Below are 17,127 nucleotides of genomic sequence, written 5' to 3'. Positions count from 1 at the left end.
CCAGGATCAAACTCTCCAAGATATCTTGAAGCTATTTGAATAGCTCATTTGTTTTGTTGTCGCTACCATTAAGTAGCTTTGAATTATGGTTGGTTTTGACTTTGTCAAAACCCGCACTCTGGCATATGTTCAATCATATGATTGATTACCTATCATTGTTCAGTTTTCAAAGATCTGTTATCAATTTGCACTACTTCATTGTTAAGTAGTGTCGTAATTGACGACTTGATTATAATAACATTATGACTACTTTCATGTCAACACATTTTATAATCTTTTTTAAGTTCATTTTAAACTACTAAGTGTATTGCTACACTCATTAAGAAACAGTCGCTCAAACGACTGTATGCATATTATAGTACAATGAAAATATAATCGCAACCCCCAATTCTCAATTTCGCAAAAATTTCATTTTATTTTCATTTTAAGGCACAAAACCAATAATTGATTTTACGCAATCAATTATGTACAATAGAGCTGTAATAAAGAACTTTTAGCATAAATTGGCTCTATTTTAATAGCATTTATCAATATGAATATTACATTAGTGTAAGGAGATTGAGTATGAAACTATCAAAACATTTATTATCAAAAACTATAGCTATAGCTACTATATGTACTTCTATGGCAACTGCTGTATTTGCTGCACCACAAGGTACATTTGACACTTCGGAAATTAATATTACCGGTCAAGCGTCTCGATCTGTAGCGCCTAACTATGCGATTTTAACACTTGGTATCACAAGCCAAAACACCAATATCAACACTGCAAAATCTAATAATGATCGTATTATGAGTGATTTAATTAGCCGATTAGCTAACTTAGGCGTAGCGAAAAAAGATATCTACACATCCAGCATTTCCATCAATCCAACGAGCGACTATCAAGACGGCAAACGCATCAACACGGGTTACAATGTATCAAATCACGTAACAATTAAGATTAATAACCTTGACAACGTAGGAAAGGTTGTCGATGCCGCTGTTAGCGCTGGTGCTAACGACATCAACAACCTTTCATTCCAAAATGATGTGTCTCAACAATTATCTGATTCTTTAACTACAGAAGCGATTCAAAATGGTCGTCATAAAGCAGAAGTTATCGCAGCCGCCCTCGGTCGTACATTAGGACCAGTAAAAACGGTTTCCATTAGCACAACTGAAACCAGCACAATGGACTCTGGTTACTATCGTAACCCAGTGATGTTAAAAGCAGCTCTCGAAACTGCTACACCTGTAGAAAAAGGCTCTTTGATAGTTTCCCAAGACGCTAACATCACTTATTATCTACAATAGAATTTTCTGGTACCACACCTTCGTGTACAGCTACAATGCCGCCTGTCAATTCATGATAGGTGGCATTTTCATACCCCAGAGATTTCCAGATTTCTAAAATCTCACTTTGATGAGGATATCTACGTAAAGATTCTGGAAGCCACGCATAGGAGGAGTTATCCTTACTCAATTTCCCTATAATAGGTAATATATAGGAGAAATAGAAGTTATATAATTGTTTAAAACCAAACATGCTTGGTTTTGCTAGTTCTAGTACGACAACCTTCCCTCCCGGCTTTACAACACGTTGCATTTCAGATAATACTTGTTTAATATCCGGCACATTACGCATTGCAAAACCACTCATGGCTGCATTAAATGTATTATCCGCATATGGTAATGCCATAGCATCACCTTGCACTAAATTGACTTGATCAATTAAGCCCGCATTTTCTATACGAATACGACCTTGATCAAGCATTTCACTATTAAAGTCCAAGGCCTCCACCTTTAAAGTTGGCTCTTGACGTAATGCTTCCTTTGTAAAAACACAAGTACCACACGCTACATCAAGTACGCATTGATGAGGACCGATATTCATTGCTTTTACAGAGAATTTGCGCCAAAAATAATCTTGCCCAAAACTTAAGACTGTATTCATTAAGTCATAATTTTTTGCAATATTAGAAAAAACGCCTTGTACAAATTCTTCTTTATCAGCATATGTTTTAAATTCTTTACTATTCATTATGGTCCTTTCACTAATCAAGAACTATATTCAAGTACTATATATGGCATAGTATACCATACTATAGGAACGCTAAAAAGAATCCTATTATATATACTATATATAGTAACTATGTACTATACACATATAAGACTAAAACATACAAATATTTAATACATTTTATTGTAAAATATATAGCTTAATAAACATGTTTATCATTTACTTTATATATAACATAAATGCTTATAGTCATCTATGATATTATCTATTGCCACTATCTCGTGTTCGTTGTATAATGACATATGTCCATGATGAAAGGATATTTTGTTGTGGATTTTATTTGTTTTTATTTAAGTATTGGAGTGTACTATGAATCGATTTGTAAAATCAATCAACAGAGTCAGTCTAATCCAACAAATTATCATAGGTTTGATTATTGGTATTTTGACTGCTCTTTATGTGCCAGATGTGGCCAATGAACTTGCTTTATTAGGTGTTCTTTTTGTTGGTGCTCTTAAAGGCATTGCCCCTATCCTTGTATTTTTCTTGGTAATTGCAGCGATCAGTAAACATCGTTCTGGCCAAAAAACTGGTATGGGTTCTGTTATCACCTTATACTTATTAGGTACATTCCTATCTGCAGCATTAGCAGTAATCGTAAGTTTCTTCTTCCCTACTTCATTACATCTAGCAGCAGGTGCCGCTGATGCAGCTCCTCCGCAAGGTATCGCAGAGGTTATGACAACATTGCTTAAAAATATAGTTGATAACCCTGTAAAAGCGTTAATGACTGCTAACTACATCGGTATTTTAGGTTGGGCACTTATTATTGGTGGTGCATTACGCCATGCACCAATGAATACGAAGGAAGTTATGGAGTCCATTGCACAAGCTATTACTACTGTAGTAGGTTGGATTATCCGCTTCGCTCCTCTTGGTATTATGGGACTTGTAGCAGAATCCATTGCTACTAACGGCATCGAAGCCTTGATTGGTTACTTCCAATTACTCGTATTATTACTTGGTTCTATGATTTTTGTAGCACTAGTGATTAACCCAATTTTATCCTTTATATACCTCCGCCGTAATCCATATCCATTGGTATTCAAATGCTTACGTGAATCTGCAATCTATGCGTTCTTCACACGTAGCTCTGCTGCAAATATTCCCGTAAACCTTGATTTGGCAAAACGTTTAAAACTTAATCCAGATATGTATTCCGTATCTATTCCATTAGGTGCCACAATCAATATGGGTGGTGCAGCAATCACGATTACAATTATGACATTAGCTGCAGCTCACACTTTGGGTATCGTTGTAGATATCCCTACTGCAATTCTTTTATCCATCATTGCCACTATTGGTGCTTGTGGTGCTTCTGGTGTTGCAGGCGGTTCCTTGTTACTTATTCCATTGGCTTGTTCCCTATTTGGTATCTCCAATGATGTAGCAATGCAAGTTGTAGGTGTAGGCTTTATTATCGGCGTATTACAAGACTCCACGGAAACTGCGCTTAACTCTAGCACAGATATCCTCTTCACGGCTACTGCTGATTATGCAAAACGCGGCTATCATCAAGATTGGAATTAAAATTTTCTTAGACGGTCCTTTGGGACCGTCTTTTTTTGTAAACTAATTATATATTCTTTTATTAAGGCTTTGTGAAAGTTACATATATCCCCGTCTCTTAATCATCTGGAAATGATATTATGTATTTGGATTAACTAAATATAAACTTTCACCAAACACTAACAAACTATATTGATTTTATTCAATGTAGTGGTATAATATAGTTAATGATAATAACTATTAGTAGATATATAGAAAGGAATCAACATGAAACAATACGATATTATTGTAGTTGGTACAGGTGGTGCAACCATCGTAGCTGATGCTGCGCAAAAAAAAGGCCTTAAAGTGGCCATCATAGAAAAAGGTAAATTTGGTGGTACATGCCTAACTCGCGGTTGTATTCCTACAAAAGTAATGGTTACAGCAGCTAATGCGATCCAGGAAGTGGAAGAATTCAAAAAAATCGGTGTTAATGTTGGTTCTGCTACTATGGACTGGGACACAGTGTCCAAGCGTACTTGGCATAAAATTGACGAATCTGCAGGCATTTATGATTATTACAATGCCTATGACAACGTAGATGTATATCGTGGTGCAGCAAGTTTTGTATCCGATAAAGTGATGAACATCCATCTTAACGATGGTTCTGGCATTGAAGAAATTACAGCGCCTACAATTATCCTTGGTACAGGTGGCTATAGTAATGTACCGAATGTACCTGGTCTTCAAGAGGCAGGTTTCCTTACTAGTGAAAGCCTCTTTGGCGATAAATTCCCTAAACAACCATACAAATCTCTTGCCGTTCTTGGTGCCGGACCAATCGGTGTTGAGTTTGCTCACGTATTTGATTCTGCTGGTACAGAGGTAACAATTCTTCAACACAATGTACGTTTAGTACCTAAAGAAGATGCAGATATATCGGAACACTTACTTAACAACTACAGAGAACGTGGTATCAACGTACTTCTAAATCAAGACACTGTTGAAATCCGCCAAGAAGATGGCCTTAAAGTAGTCGTTACTAAAGATCGTACTACTGGCGAAATTACAGAAACTAAAGTTGAAGAAATCCTTGTAGCTGCAGGTATCCGTCCAGCTGTAGAAGAACTTCACCTAGAAAACACTGGTATTGAAACTTGGCCTAAAGGCTGGATCAAAACTAACGAATTCTTAGAAACATCCGTTGATGGTATCTACGCTTTAGGTGATGTAAATGGTGAACCTGCCTTCCGTCATCGTGCAAACTACGAAGCAGATATTATTGCTCACAATCTCTTCTACGCAACAAGTGAAGAAGATTACCGTTGGGCACGATATGATACATTGCCTAAAGTCACATTCTCATACCCTGAAATTGGTAGCGTAGGTCTTACTGAAGCAGAAGCTATTAAGACTGGTTACAATGTAGGTGTGGGTAAAAACTACTACTCCTCTACAGCTAAAGGCTATGCAATGGGTATTAACCCTGGAGATGTAAACGATGGCTTTGTAAAAATTGTGGTAGATAAAGACACCAACCATATCCTTGGTATGCATGTCGTAGGCCCTCAAGCCTCTATCCTCTTTCAGCCTTATGTGAACCTTATGAATAGTGGTGTAACTCCGTTGACAGCAATTAATGAAGAAATCGCTTCTGAACGCACAAAACGATTACGTGAAAAAGGTATTGCCCGCAAAATGGATCCTAAATCCGTTATCACTGTAGGCGAAACAATGAGTCCACACCCATCCCTCGTTGAGGTGATTATGTGGACACAAGTATACTACGAAAATCGTTGGTAATACAACTATAGTTATAAATAATAAAAGGACTAAACCTAGGGTGCAGTCCTTTTGTTGTAAACATATCTATTGTAAAAAAATAATATTCTAACACAAGAGCACTATCAACCGATATTTTATAGTATCGGAATCGCAAAAAAGAGCCAAAGGCATTGCCTTCGGCTCTTTTATTATTAATCATCAATAGATAGGTTAGCGACCCATATCTATATCAGAACCCCAAACGAGATTTGTTTTACGACCATCGAAGCCTTGATCTGGCTCAGGTGGTAATTTATAGGATTTAGATTGTTCTACATAAGCACCTGTCTCAGCATCTACTGTAACAACTACTTTTTTACCATCCTGATGCATAGTCACATAGTATAAAACCTTACCATTATGAGCTTCAATCTTCCAGCCCTTCATAACAGCATCAGTTCCAAGTTGTTGTTTTGCAACACGTTCTGCTTGAGTTGATTCAATAACTTTATCTTTATTGAAAATCTCCCCAATAACCTTCTTAGGTTTGCCCCCCTCTTCCATATCAGAAGCATTACCAGTGATTACGTCAATTTTCATCTTGTACTGATGATACTTACTATAACCAACTACTTTATAACCATAGTTCAAGTCATTAGAGTTGAGCTCTACAGAATGAAGCGCCGCATTTGGATAGCGATTTTGGAAAATAGTACCAATTTGGCTCATAGTCATAACTATGGACTCGCCAGGTGCGCGTTTTACAGAGATATCCGTACTTGTTTCAGGCTTTGTTTTGCGTGCATCTGCCACACTTGGTGTAGCAACGGATAACATACCTACCGCTAATACACCCGTCAATGCCATAGAAATTAACTTTTTATTCATTATAATCCTCCTACTAGATACTATGCTTCTATTAATCAAACTATTAGTACGCTAGAATTTCTATAAGTTCATGCTATATTCAACAGCACTAAAATATGTAAATAATCATATCATTTAGACAATATACTATAAACCTTCATTAGATGCAAGTCGCCCATCTACATCAGTCATAATCAATTTATAGCATGTAGCCACTAAAGGCACACCGATCAACATACCAGTAACTCCCATCAAACTACCACCTACGATAACGGCAGCAAATACCCACAAACCTGGTAATCCAACAGAATTACCTACAATTTTCGGATAAATAAAGTTACTTTCAATTTGATGAAGTACCTCTAAAATAATTACATAGATGAGAGCATCCATAGGGCCAACAGTAAGTAGCATAACGGCTCCAATGATACCACCAACATAAATACCTAATAGTGGAATCAAACCAGTTAGGCCAATTACACAAGCAATCGTTGTAGCATATTCAATATTAAATAGCCATAAAGTAATACCTACCATCACGCCTAGAACCAAAGCATCTATAAACTGACCTACAAAAAAATTACTAAATGTTTGAACTGCTACGCGAGTTACATAACTAACTCGATTTACCCACTCATCTGATGCATAAGCCTTTAATATACGTTTACCTTGTAACATAAGGCGTTCCTTATCAAGCAACATATAAACAGCAAAAATTAAGCCAAGACCAATGTTCAAAGTCCACGACAATACGGTGCCCATTGCATTTACAATATATGTGCCACCTTTTGTCCCCCATTCACGAGTATATTTAGCAAGATTCTCTCCACTTAAGGCATCTATAATCGTTTGATTCGACGCCATTGGAATTGTTTCTGTAATATGTTGCATCCATGTTTGGAAGTCCGTATACAATTGCGGTGATGCAGCTACAATAATCGACATAGAATGAATCAATTGAGGTAAAGCCATCCGAGCAATAAAATACACAATAACGCTAATTGTTACAAAAGATAGCAAAAGACTCAGTGGGCGACGTATTTTATACTTCCATCCAGAGTCACACTTAGGCCATAGCCATCGCTCATAACGAACGACTAGAATATCTAATACGAAAGCAATACAAGCACCCACAATGAGCGGAACAAAGGCCGTAAAGATAGCGTCAAGACCACTAGCAATATCACTTATACGTAGTGCCATCATAATCATAATGCCCGCTAGTATAATAGCCCCTATGAGCTGTTTGTAATATTTAAATTCTTTCATAATAACCTACTTCACATAACACTATTAATAAGCTACACCTATATAACTATACGATTCTCACATCGCATACATTACCAAAGCATAATGAACATTGTATGACCTAGTATTGTATGCAAGCTTAGTATAACACAAAAGTCCACCTTGTCGCATGCTCGAATTCCCGATGAACAAGAGAGCATGATTGAAGGTGGACTTATTATAGGGCTAATCTAGATAAGTCTAGAAATTAACGATGAATATAAACGTCTACACGACGGTTTTCAGCTTTACCTGCTGCTGTAGAGTTAGTTGCAACTGGTTTAACATCACCATTAGCAATACCGATAAGACGATCGGCAGATACACCGTGGTTAACTAAATATTGAGCCACATGTTGTACGCGGCGTTCAGACAAAGCAATGTTGTATTGAGGGTTTGCATCAGTATCAGCGTTACCCATTAATTTAACTTGGTCTTGAGAATATTGGTTAGCAGCATTTACAGCAGCCGTTAAGTTTGGATATTGGTCTGCACGAGCAACATCTTGATCAGAGTCAAAGTAGATAGATTGTACATAGTAGTCCAATTTAGGAGTTTTATATGCAGGCGCTTCTACAGTAGGAGCTGGAGCCGGAGTGTATACAGGAGCTGGTGCTGGAGTATATACAGGAGCTACGGATTTGTGACCACCGAAACGGTAAGATAATCCTACTACAGGACCTTGGAAGGAAATATTAGACTTATCATCACGTTTAGTATTGATATAACGATACCCTGCATTAATATCCCAGTCTTGGTTAACTTTATAACCTAAACCTGCTTCCCAAGTGGTAGTTCTCTTAGTCCCTACACCCGCTTTACCATAAATGTCTACTTTAGAGCCAAGATTAGCTTTACCAATTACACCTAATTGAGCAATATTATTTGCTTTAGGGAATGTATCACCAGAAATGTGAGCATAACCGCCATATACTGCGAAATTTTTGTTCAAGGATTGAACCAAATTAACTTCTTGCATTCTATCACTATAGCTAGTGCCGAACATTTTATCATTCAAACCATGGTATTGGTATTGCAACGCTGTTTTATCTGTGAAAGCGTATGTTACACCGCCATCAAAGTTCCATTTTGCATCAGAAGTCCAAGCTTTAGTTTTTGCTTTAGAATCAGACGCACCAAGATCAACTTGAAACTCACCTTTATTGAATTGAGTTTGTGGAGTTGCACCTGCTACGGATACACCTACAGCAGCAACTGCCAATAAAGCTAATAATTTTTTATTCATTATAATTCCCTCCAAAAATAGCCCTTAAAATACTTAGGCTTTTGTAATAATATGCTTATATTTTACACAATTTTTCAATATAATTCAATATTCTTCATGAATTTTTGATGAAGTTCCAACTATATCTATCTATAAATATTATAAATATAAATATTAACACCTCTATATTGCCTAATCACTGCGATTCTCTGCACATATTATAGTCCAGTAATTGTAATACTATTTATCTTTTTTAAAATTCTCTAACAACAATAAAATCACTGGTCCTGTAAGTTCATCAAAATCATTATTATATCCACTAATAGATCTAACTATAATTGAACAAATAAAAGCCCCCTTATACACTAAGGAGGCTTTTATCATTTCATATGTATATCCCTTACATATATACGTGAAATCAGAAGTTTCTGGTCAGATAACACATTCCCCAATGTGTCATTTTTTTCACATTAAGTATTGTACATCAAAAAATTTTAATAGACAAGAGTTTATTCACTATTTTTTCATGAATTCTTCTAAAACTTTCAATGTAAAAAAGAATAATCAACAAAATATATAATTATTATCTGTCGTTTGAAATTATATCGAGTATTAGTATTTTAAATTTTAACATTTACATGAAGCCTATTTTTAATATAAAGCAAAAGTTAAATTAAAACTATATTCACATCTCATTAAACAACCTTATGTTGCCATGCTCCTCGAATAAATCTAAAATAAGAACAACATAATCTTAGAGACTGATCAAAGCACAAAGATAACCATGCCCCAAAGAGGCCTAAACCTAATGTAATACACAATAGATATGTAATGATAGGCCGAATGATCGCTACGCTCACAAGGGAATATTTCATGATGTAATATGTATCCCCTGCACCTTTCAACACACCGGAGTATACTTGTTGTAATGCTTGAGGAAATGCAGCGATTGCCATAATGCCCATCAAAGTAGCAGAAAGAGTAACAACATCACTTTCACGAGTATATAACTGTACCAAAAAATCACCAGGGCCAATAAAGATTAATGCACTCACAAGTCCCACGACTAAACCGATACGAGCACCAATTTTACCATAAGTACGTGCAATATCCGGCCTTTTATGCCCAAGATTTTGACCCGTATGTGACGCGCCTGCAAAGCCAAGTCCCATCGCAAAATAATAAAATATATCCATTAGATTCATACATACGTAATGCGCGGCCAAAGGTACTGCACCTAAGGAAGCAACAATCATAGTGTATGTATACATACCGAATCGCTCAAAGAACTGTTCTCCTAAAGAACTACCACCTACATGAAACATTGTATGTAATACGGGTCTTTCAAAAGCCCACTTCGACGGATGGCGCAATGTTAATCCAGTAGCAGTATGTTGTGAAATCGTACGCAACAACAATAATGCAATAATCGCACTACTGATCATGGTGGAAACCCCTGCCCCCATAACACCAAGTTCAGGGAAGAAACCGATACCATAAATCAAGAAGAAGTTCATTATTGTATTCAAAATATTCCCTACTACATTAGATTTAAAAATAACTTTAGTATTACCATATCCAATGAGTGCAGCCCCTACGATTTGACTAAAGGACTGAAATATTAGACTAATAACTATAAAACGACCATACCAAACAGCTGTTTCAATATAGCCATCTTCAGCACCTGTAAAACGTAGAATATGCTCTAAATTCAAGAAACATATCAATAATAACGGTACATAAATCAAAAAATTCAATAAAATAGACTGCTTGAGCACGGCATTCATACCATCTACATCACCTTCACCATGACGACGAGCTATGATTGCCGTCACAGCAATGGATAAGGCTCGACAGAAGATGAGCATTACCATCTCAGGTTGTCCCATAATACCTACCGAAGCAAGAGCTGATGCACCTAAGGCACCAACCATCGCCAAATCGATAGCCGTCATAAATTGTAACATCAAGCCTTGTAATGTAGCTGGCCAAGCTATTTTTAAATAATTACCATATAGCTGCTTTGTCGTACCTACAGGTCCTAATCGTTCTGCAACAGGCAACATGGTATCTATTGAAAGCCATCGTTGTATGCGGTCTAACATCCTATCTCCTATTCATGCAAGATCATACATAGTAGAGGTATCACTTCACCTCTTATTTCTACTGTATTATATCATATAGCATATGAGAAGTCATTCATATGTTATGCATTTTAAATAAGAATATATATCAAAATAGCAAAAGAACCTCTTGTAGATAATGTATATACTCTATCAGGTATAACAGTGTATAAGAGGTTCTTTAGATTTACAGGAAAATAATTATCTTAAACTATTATCAAAACTAGCTCTCAACTTTTAACCTTTAGAGGCTAATAGTTGATTTACTACTGCACGCAAGTCATCTAAGCCTTGTTTAGTCTCAGCCAATTCTTGACGTTGACGTTCATTTTCAGCTTCTAATGTATTTAGACGTGCTGCTTGATTAGCAATAACAGTTTTTTGATTACTATTTTCTTTTTTGAGACTAGATACTTCATCTTGCATTACATAGACAGAGCTAATAGGACCTGCTTTATAACGTTCTGGAATAGCCTCTTTTCTTTCACGACTACCACCAAATTTATGTGTTACACCTGCATTTACCATGTTATGACTAGTACCAAGTGAAACGCCTACGTTGAACATAGTATCTTCAGTTCGGTAGTGAGCAATACCGATAGCACCCGCAGTTTCACCACGGTAGTTACCAATACCAGCCATAATTTGAGTTGGTTCCAATGGATCGTATTGAATTGGTTTCAACGCTGCCATAGCTGCCGCATGAGCACCCACACGTTGTGTTTCAGTACCTACACGATTAACAGCTTCTTGTAAACCAGCATTAGATGCTTTCAATTGGCTAACATTTACTGCATCAGTATCATCTGTGCCAGGCGCTACCCCATGAATTTGGTTGCCACCATTATTTAAGCCGTTTACAGTAAGGGATACAGGGCTAGTTGTTGCATCTGCCGGAGTAATAGTCATACCACCACCCTTAATTACAGTAGAGTTACCAGCTGCATCTTTCACAGTTGTACCTGCAGGAGTAATCTTAGTGGATACACCGTTTTCATCACCTACAGTAACACTGTTTAAACCTTTCAAGTCTTTAGCCAAGCCATATGTGAAAGCAGTTCTATCTTGGTTAACTACAAGATTATCACCAGCTTGGAATTTTACAGTATCTCCACCTTGTACTTTTTCAACGGTACCGCCAGCAGCCGTTACATTCCATGCAGATATATCTTTAACTTGTTGTTTACCAGCATCTGTTAAGTTGCTCAAGTCTTGATTTGCTGCATTATCGATTTTACCTTTAGTCACATCATCGAGTTTAACAGTGACATCGTCGCCATTAGCAACAGTAGTAAGACCATTTTCCCCTTTAACATTGAATTTCACATCACCTGTGCTCAAAGACTTTTCATCGGTAGAACCTGTGTTACCACCTAAAGAAATCTTACGAGCAATGGATTCTGTATTTTTATCAATATTAGCTTTATTGGTTGCAATATCTCCGGTATTTTTAGTAATTGCAGCTTTATTATCTGCAATATCTTGTTTGTTTGTAGAAATATTGCCTTTATTGGCAGCAATATCAGCAGTATTTTTGCTAATTTTATCCTTATTGTCAGCAATATTGGCTTTATTTTCTGCTACTTGATTATCAACTTGTTTCAATTGATCTTCTGTGGCTGCACGACCGCTTACAGGTTGTGTTTGACCAGAAATCCATTCTTTATTAGTCAAGCCAGTTACTTGAGGAGTCTCTACCCCTTCTGTAGCTTTCACTTTTGGTGCGGTAATTGTTTGATTTGCTTTTACAGTATTGAAAGTTACGTCTTGTTTAGTAGCAATTGTGAAGTCTTTACCATTTTGAGTAATGGAAATATTATCACCATCGATAAACTTAACTGTGTTGCCACCTTCAACTTTTTCGGCAGTATTACCATTAGCTACTACATTCCATGCGGATAAATCTTTAACTTGTTGTTTACCGGTATCTGTTAAGTTACTCAAATCCGTATTTGCTGCATTGTTGATTTTATTAGCCGTAGCATCATCTAATTTGACAGTTACATCTTCGCCATTAGCTTCAGTAACAATACCATTTTGACCTTTAATATTGAATTTTACATCACCTGTGCTCAAGGATTTCTCATCGGTAGACCCAGTATTACCACCTAAAGAAATCTTCCGAGCAATGGCTTCTGTATTTTTATCAATATTAGCTTTATTGATTGCAATATCGCCAGCATTTTTAGTGATTGCCGCTTTGTTATCAACAATATTCTGTTTATTCGTCGCAATATTATCTTTATTAGTAGCAATATCAGCAGCATTTCTATCAATTGCAGCTTTATTATCAGCTATTTTTTGTTTGTTATCCGCAATAGCCTTTGCATTTTTACCAATCTTATCCGTATTATCAGCAATATTGGCTTTATTTTCTGCTACTTGATCATCAACTTGTTTCAATTGGTCTTCTGTGGCAGCACGACCAGATACAGGTTGTGTTTGACCTGGAACCCATGTAGTGTTAGTCAAGCCTGTTACTTGAGGTGTTTCAACTCCAGTTGTCGCTTTCACTTTTGGTGCTGTAATCGTTTGAGTAGCGGTTACCGTATCAAAGGTTACATCTTTCTTAGTGGAAATGGTGAAGTCTTTACCATTTTGAGTAATAGAAATGTTATCACCATCGATAAATTTAACAGTGTTACCACCTTCAACCTTTTCAGCCGTCTCATTATTAGCAACTACATTCCATGCTGCTAAATCCTTAACTTGTTGCTTACCGTCAGGAGTCAAGTTGCTCAAGTCTCGATCAGCTGCATTATCGATTTTACCTTTAGTTGCATCATCGAGTTTAACAGTCACATCGTCGCCATTAGCAACAGTAGTAAGGCCATTTTCCCCTTTAACATTGAATTTCACATCCCCTGTGCTCAAGGATTTTTCATCAGTCGAACCAGAGTTACCACCTAAAGAAATCTTACGAGCGATAGCGGTAGTATTTTGAGTAATATTAGCTTTATTAGAAGCAATATCCCCTTTGTTTATCGCAATATCGCCTGCATTTTTATCAATTGCAGTTTTATTGTCGGCAATTTTTTGCTTATTATCTGCAATATTATCCTTATTGGTAGCAATATCCGTTTTGTTTGTCGCAATATCGCCCGCATTTTTATCAATTGCAGTTTTATTGTCAGCTATTTTTTGCTTGTTGTCTGCAATAGCATCAGCATTTTTGCCAATTTTATCTGTATTATCCGCAATATTGGCTTTATTTTCTGCTACTTGATCATCAACTTTTTTCAATTGATCTTCTGTGACAGCACGACCAGATACAGGTTGTGTTTGACCTGGAACCCATGTAGTGTTAGTCAAGCCTGTTACTTGAGGTGTTTCAACCCCAGTTGTCGCTTTCACTTTTGGCGCTGTAATCGTTTGTGTAGCTGTTACCGTGTCAAAAGCTACATCTTTCTTAGTAGAAACGGTGAAGTCTTTACCATTTTGAGTAATGGAAATGTTATCACCATCGATGAATTTAACAGTGTTACCACCCTCAACCTTTTCAGCCGTCTCATTATTAGCGACTACATTCCATGCTGATAAATCCTTAACCTGTTGCTTACCGTCAGGTGTCAAATTGCTCAAGTCTCGATCGGCTGCATTGTCAACTTTACCTTTAGTTGCATCATCGAGTTTAACCGTTACATCGTCGCCATTAGCAACCGTAGTAAGGCCATTTTCACCTTTTACGTTAAATTTCACATCACCAGTACTCAAGGATTTTTCATCGGTAGAGCCAGAGTTACCACCTAAGGAAATCTTACGAGCGATAGCTGTCGTGTTTTTGTCGATGTTAGCCTTATTAGTTGCAATGTCAGCTTTATTTATTGCAATGTCGCCCGCATTTTTATCAATTGCAGTTTTATTGTCAGCAATTTTTTGCTTGTTCGCAGCAATATTGTCCTTATTGGTAGCAATATCTGTTTTGTTTATCGCAATATCGCCCGCATTTTTATCAATTGCAGTTTTATTGTCAGCTATTTTTTGCTTGTTGTCTGCAATAGCATCAGCATTTTTGCCAATTTTATCTGTATTATCCGCAATATTGGCTTTATTTTCTGCTACTTGATCATCAACTTTTTTCAATTGATCTTCTGTGGCGGCACGGCCAGATACAGGTTGTGTTTGACCTGGAACCCAAGCAGTGTTAGTCAAGCCAGTTACTTGAGGTGTTTCAACGCCAGTTGTCGCTTTCACTTTTGGCGCTGTAATTGTTTGTGTAGCTGTTACCGTATCAAAAGTTACATCTTTTTTAGTAGAAATAGTAAAGTCTTTACCATTTTGAGTAATGGAAATGTTATCACCATCGATGAATTTAACAGTGTTACCACCCTCAACCTTTTCAGCCGTCTCATTATTAGCAACTACGTTCCAAGCGGCTAAATCCTTAACTTGTTGCTTACCGTCAGGAGTCAAATTGCTCAAGTCTCGATCAGCTGCATTATCGATTTTGCCTTTAGTCGTGTCATCGAGTTTAACAGTCACATCGTCACCATTAGCCACCGTAGTAAGACCATTCTCACCTTTAACATTGAATTTCACATCACCTGTACTCAAGGATTTTTCATCAGTAGAGCCAGTGTTACCACCTAAAGAAATCTTACGAGCGATAGCGGCAGTATTTTGAGCAATATTAGCTTTATTTGTTGCAATATCACCTACATTTTTATCAATTGCAGTTTTATTGTCAGCTATCTTTTGCTTGTTATCTGCAATAGCATCAGCATTTTTACCAATCTTATCTGTATTATCAGCAATATTGGCTTTATTTTCTGCTACTTGATCATCAACTTTTTTCAATTGATCTTCTGTGGCGGCACGGCCAGATACAGGTTGTGTTTGACCTGGAACCCAAGCAGTGTTAGTCAAGCCAGTTACTTGAGGTGTTTCAACGCCAGTTGTCGCTTTCACTTTTGGCGCTGTAATTGTTTGTGTAGCTGTTACCGTATCAAAAGTTACATCTTTTTTAGTAGAAATAGTAAAGTCTTTACCATTTTGAGTAATGGAAATGTTATCACCATCGATGAATTTAACAGTGTTACCACCCTCAACCTTTTCAGCCGTCTCATTATTAGCAACTACGTTCCAAGCGGCTAAATCCTTAACTTGTTGCTTACCGTCAGGAGTCAAATTGCTCAAGTCTCGATCAGCTGCATTATCGATTTTGCCTTTAGTCGTGTCATCGAGTTTAACAGTCACATCGTCACCATTAGCCACCGTAGTAAGACCATTCTCACCTTTAACATTGAATTTCACATCACCTGTACTCAAGGATTTTTCATCAGTAGAGCCAGTGTTACCACCTAAGGAAAACTTACGACTGATAGCTATCGTGTTTTTGTCGATATTAGCTTTATTGGTTGCAATGTTATCTTTGTTAGTTGAAATGTCAGCTTTATTTGTAGCAATGTCACCAGTATTTTTATCAATTGCAGTTTTATTATCAGCTATTTTTTGCTTGTTCGCAGCAATATTGTCTTTATTGGTAGCAATGTCTGTTTTGTTTGTCGCAATATCGCCTGCATTTTTATCAATTGCAGCTTTATTGTCCGCAATCTTTTGCTTATTATCTGCAATATTATCCTTATTGGTAGCAATATCCGTTTTGTTTGTCGCAATATCGCCCGCATTTTTATCAATTGCAGTTTTATTGTCAGCTATTTTTTGCTTGTTGTCTGCAATAGCATCAGCATTTTTGCCAATTTTATCTGTATTATCCGCAATATTGGCTTTATTTTCTGCTACTTGATCATCAACTTTTTTCAATTGATCTTCTGTGACAGCACGACCAGATACAGGTTGTGTTTGACCTGGAACCCATGTAGTGTTAGTCAAGCCTGTTACTTGAGGTGTTTCAACCCCAGTTGTCGCTTTCACTTTTGGCGCTGTAATCGTTTGTGTAGCTGTTACCGTGTCAAAAGCTACATCTTTCTTAGTAGAAACGGTGAAGTCTTTACCATTTTGAGTAATGGAAATGTTATCACCATCGATGAATTTAACAGTGTTACCACCCTCAACCTTTTCAGCAGTCTCATTATTAGCGACTACATTCCATGCTGCTAAATCCTTAACCTGTTGCTTACCGTCAGGTGTCAAATTGCTCAAGTCTCGATCAGCTGCATTATCGATTTTACCTTTAGTTGCATCATCAAGTTTAACAGTGACATCGTCGCCATTAGCAACCGTAGTAAGACCATTCTCACCTTTTACGTTAAATTTCACGTCACCTGTACTCAAGGATTTTTCATTGGTAGAACCAGAGTTACCACCTAAGGAAATCTTACGAGCGATAGCTGTCGTGTTTTTGTCGA

9 protein-coding genes are annotated in these 17,127 nt (G+C 37.0%); 3 read left to right on the top strand and 6 right to left on the bottom strand.

All coding sequences use genetic code 11. The features are described 5' to 3' along the window. Positions 1–564: 564 nt before the first annotated feature. The gene (locus tag RYO55_RS08940) at positions 565–1,296 is read left to right on the top strand and encodes an SIMPL domain-containing protein (protein WP_295817879.1); all 732 of its coding nucleotides are present in this window, start codon (positions 565–567) and stop codon (positions 1,294–1,296) included. Here RYO55_RS08940 and RYO55_RS08935 read toward each other — a convergent pair. Next, positions 1,277–2,023: a ubiquinone/menaquinone biosynthesis methyltransferase gene (locus tag RYO55_RS08935; protein WP_012864017.1), complete on the bottom strand. Its 747-nt coding sequence runs from the start codon at positions 2,021–2,023 to the stop codon at positions 1,277–1,279. The genes RYO55_RS08940 and RYO55_RS08935 overlap by 20 nt on opposite strands. A gap of 348 nt (positions 2,024–2,371) precedes the next feature. On the opposite strand from RYO55_RS08935, the gene sstT reads away from it, so the two are divergent. After that, entirely contained in the window at positions 2,372–3,592 is a 1,221-nt protein-coding gene (gene sstT / locus RYO55_RS08930) for a serine/threonine transporter SstT (RefSeq protein WP_287509751.1), read from the top strand. Positions 3,593–3,838: 246 nt separating this feature from the next. Next, the gene (locus RYO55_RS08925) at positions 3,839–5,356 is read left to right on the top strand and encodes an FAD-dependent oxidoreductase (RefSeq protein WP_308521749.1); all 1,518 of its coding nucleotides are present in this window, start codon (positions 3,839–3,841) and stop codon (positions 5,354–5,356) included. A gap of 192 nt (positions 5,357–5,548) precedes the next feature. Here RYO55_RS08925 and RYO55_RS08920 read toward each other — a convergent pair whose 3' ends face one another. The 5 genes from RYO55_RS08920 to RYO55_RS08900 all read right to left on the bottom strand — a co-directional run. Continuing rightward, a complete protein-coding gene (locus RYO55_RS08920) occupies positions 5,549–6,205 on the bottom strand; it encodes a PepSY domain-containing protein (protein WP_278473239.1) in 657 nt (218 codons plus the stop codon). A gap of 126 nt (positions 6,206–6,331) precedes the next feature. Then, entirely contained in the window at positions 6,332–7,453 is a 1,122-nt protein-coding gene (locus RYO55_RS08915; RefSeq protein WP_295817869.1) for an AI-2E family transporter, read from the bottom strand. Between the two features lie 226 nt (positions 7,454–7,679). Further along, positions 7,680–8,717, bottom strand: a complete 1,038-nt coding sequence (locus RYO55_RS08910) for an OmpA family protein (RefSeq protein ID WP_021147846.1) — start codon at positions 8,715–8,717, stop codon at positions 7,680–7,682. A 674-nt stretch (positions 8,718–9,391) separates the two neighbouring features. Beyond that, the gene (locus tag RYO55_RS08905; RefSeq protein WP_302498880.1) at positions 9,392–10,801 is read right to left on the bottom strand and encodes an MATE family efflux transporter; all 1,410 of its coding nucleotides are present in this window, start codon (positions 10,799–10,801) and stop codon (positions 9,392–9,394) included. 255 nt (positions 10,802–11,056) lie between these two features. Continuing rightward, positions 11,057–17,127 (bottom strand): YadA-like family protein (locus tag RYO55_RS08900; protein WP_314985163.1); only part of this gene is annotated, 6,071 nt, incomplete at its 5' end.

The sequence above is a fragment of the uncultured Veillonella sp. genome, from assembly GCF_963551295.1.
Taxonomy (GTDB): domain Bacteria; phylum Bacillota; class Negativicutes; order Veillonellales; family Veillonellaceae; genus Veillonella.
The sequence above is the reverse complement of the archived record's forward strand: the minus strand, read 5'-3'. Positions and strand labels throughout refer to the sequence as shown.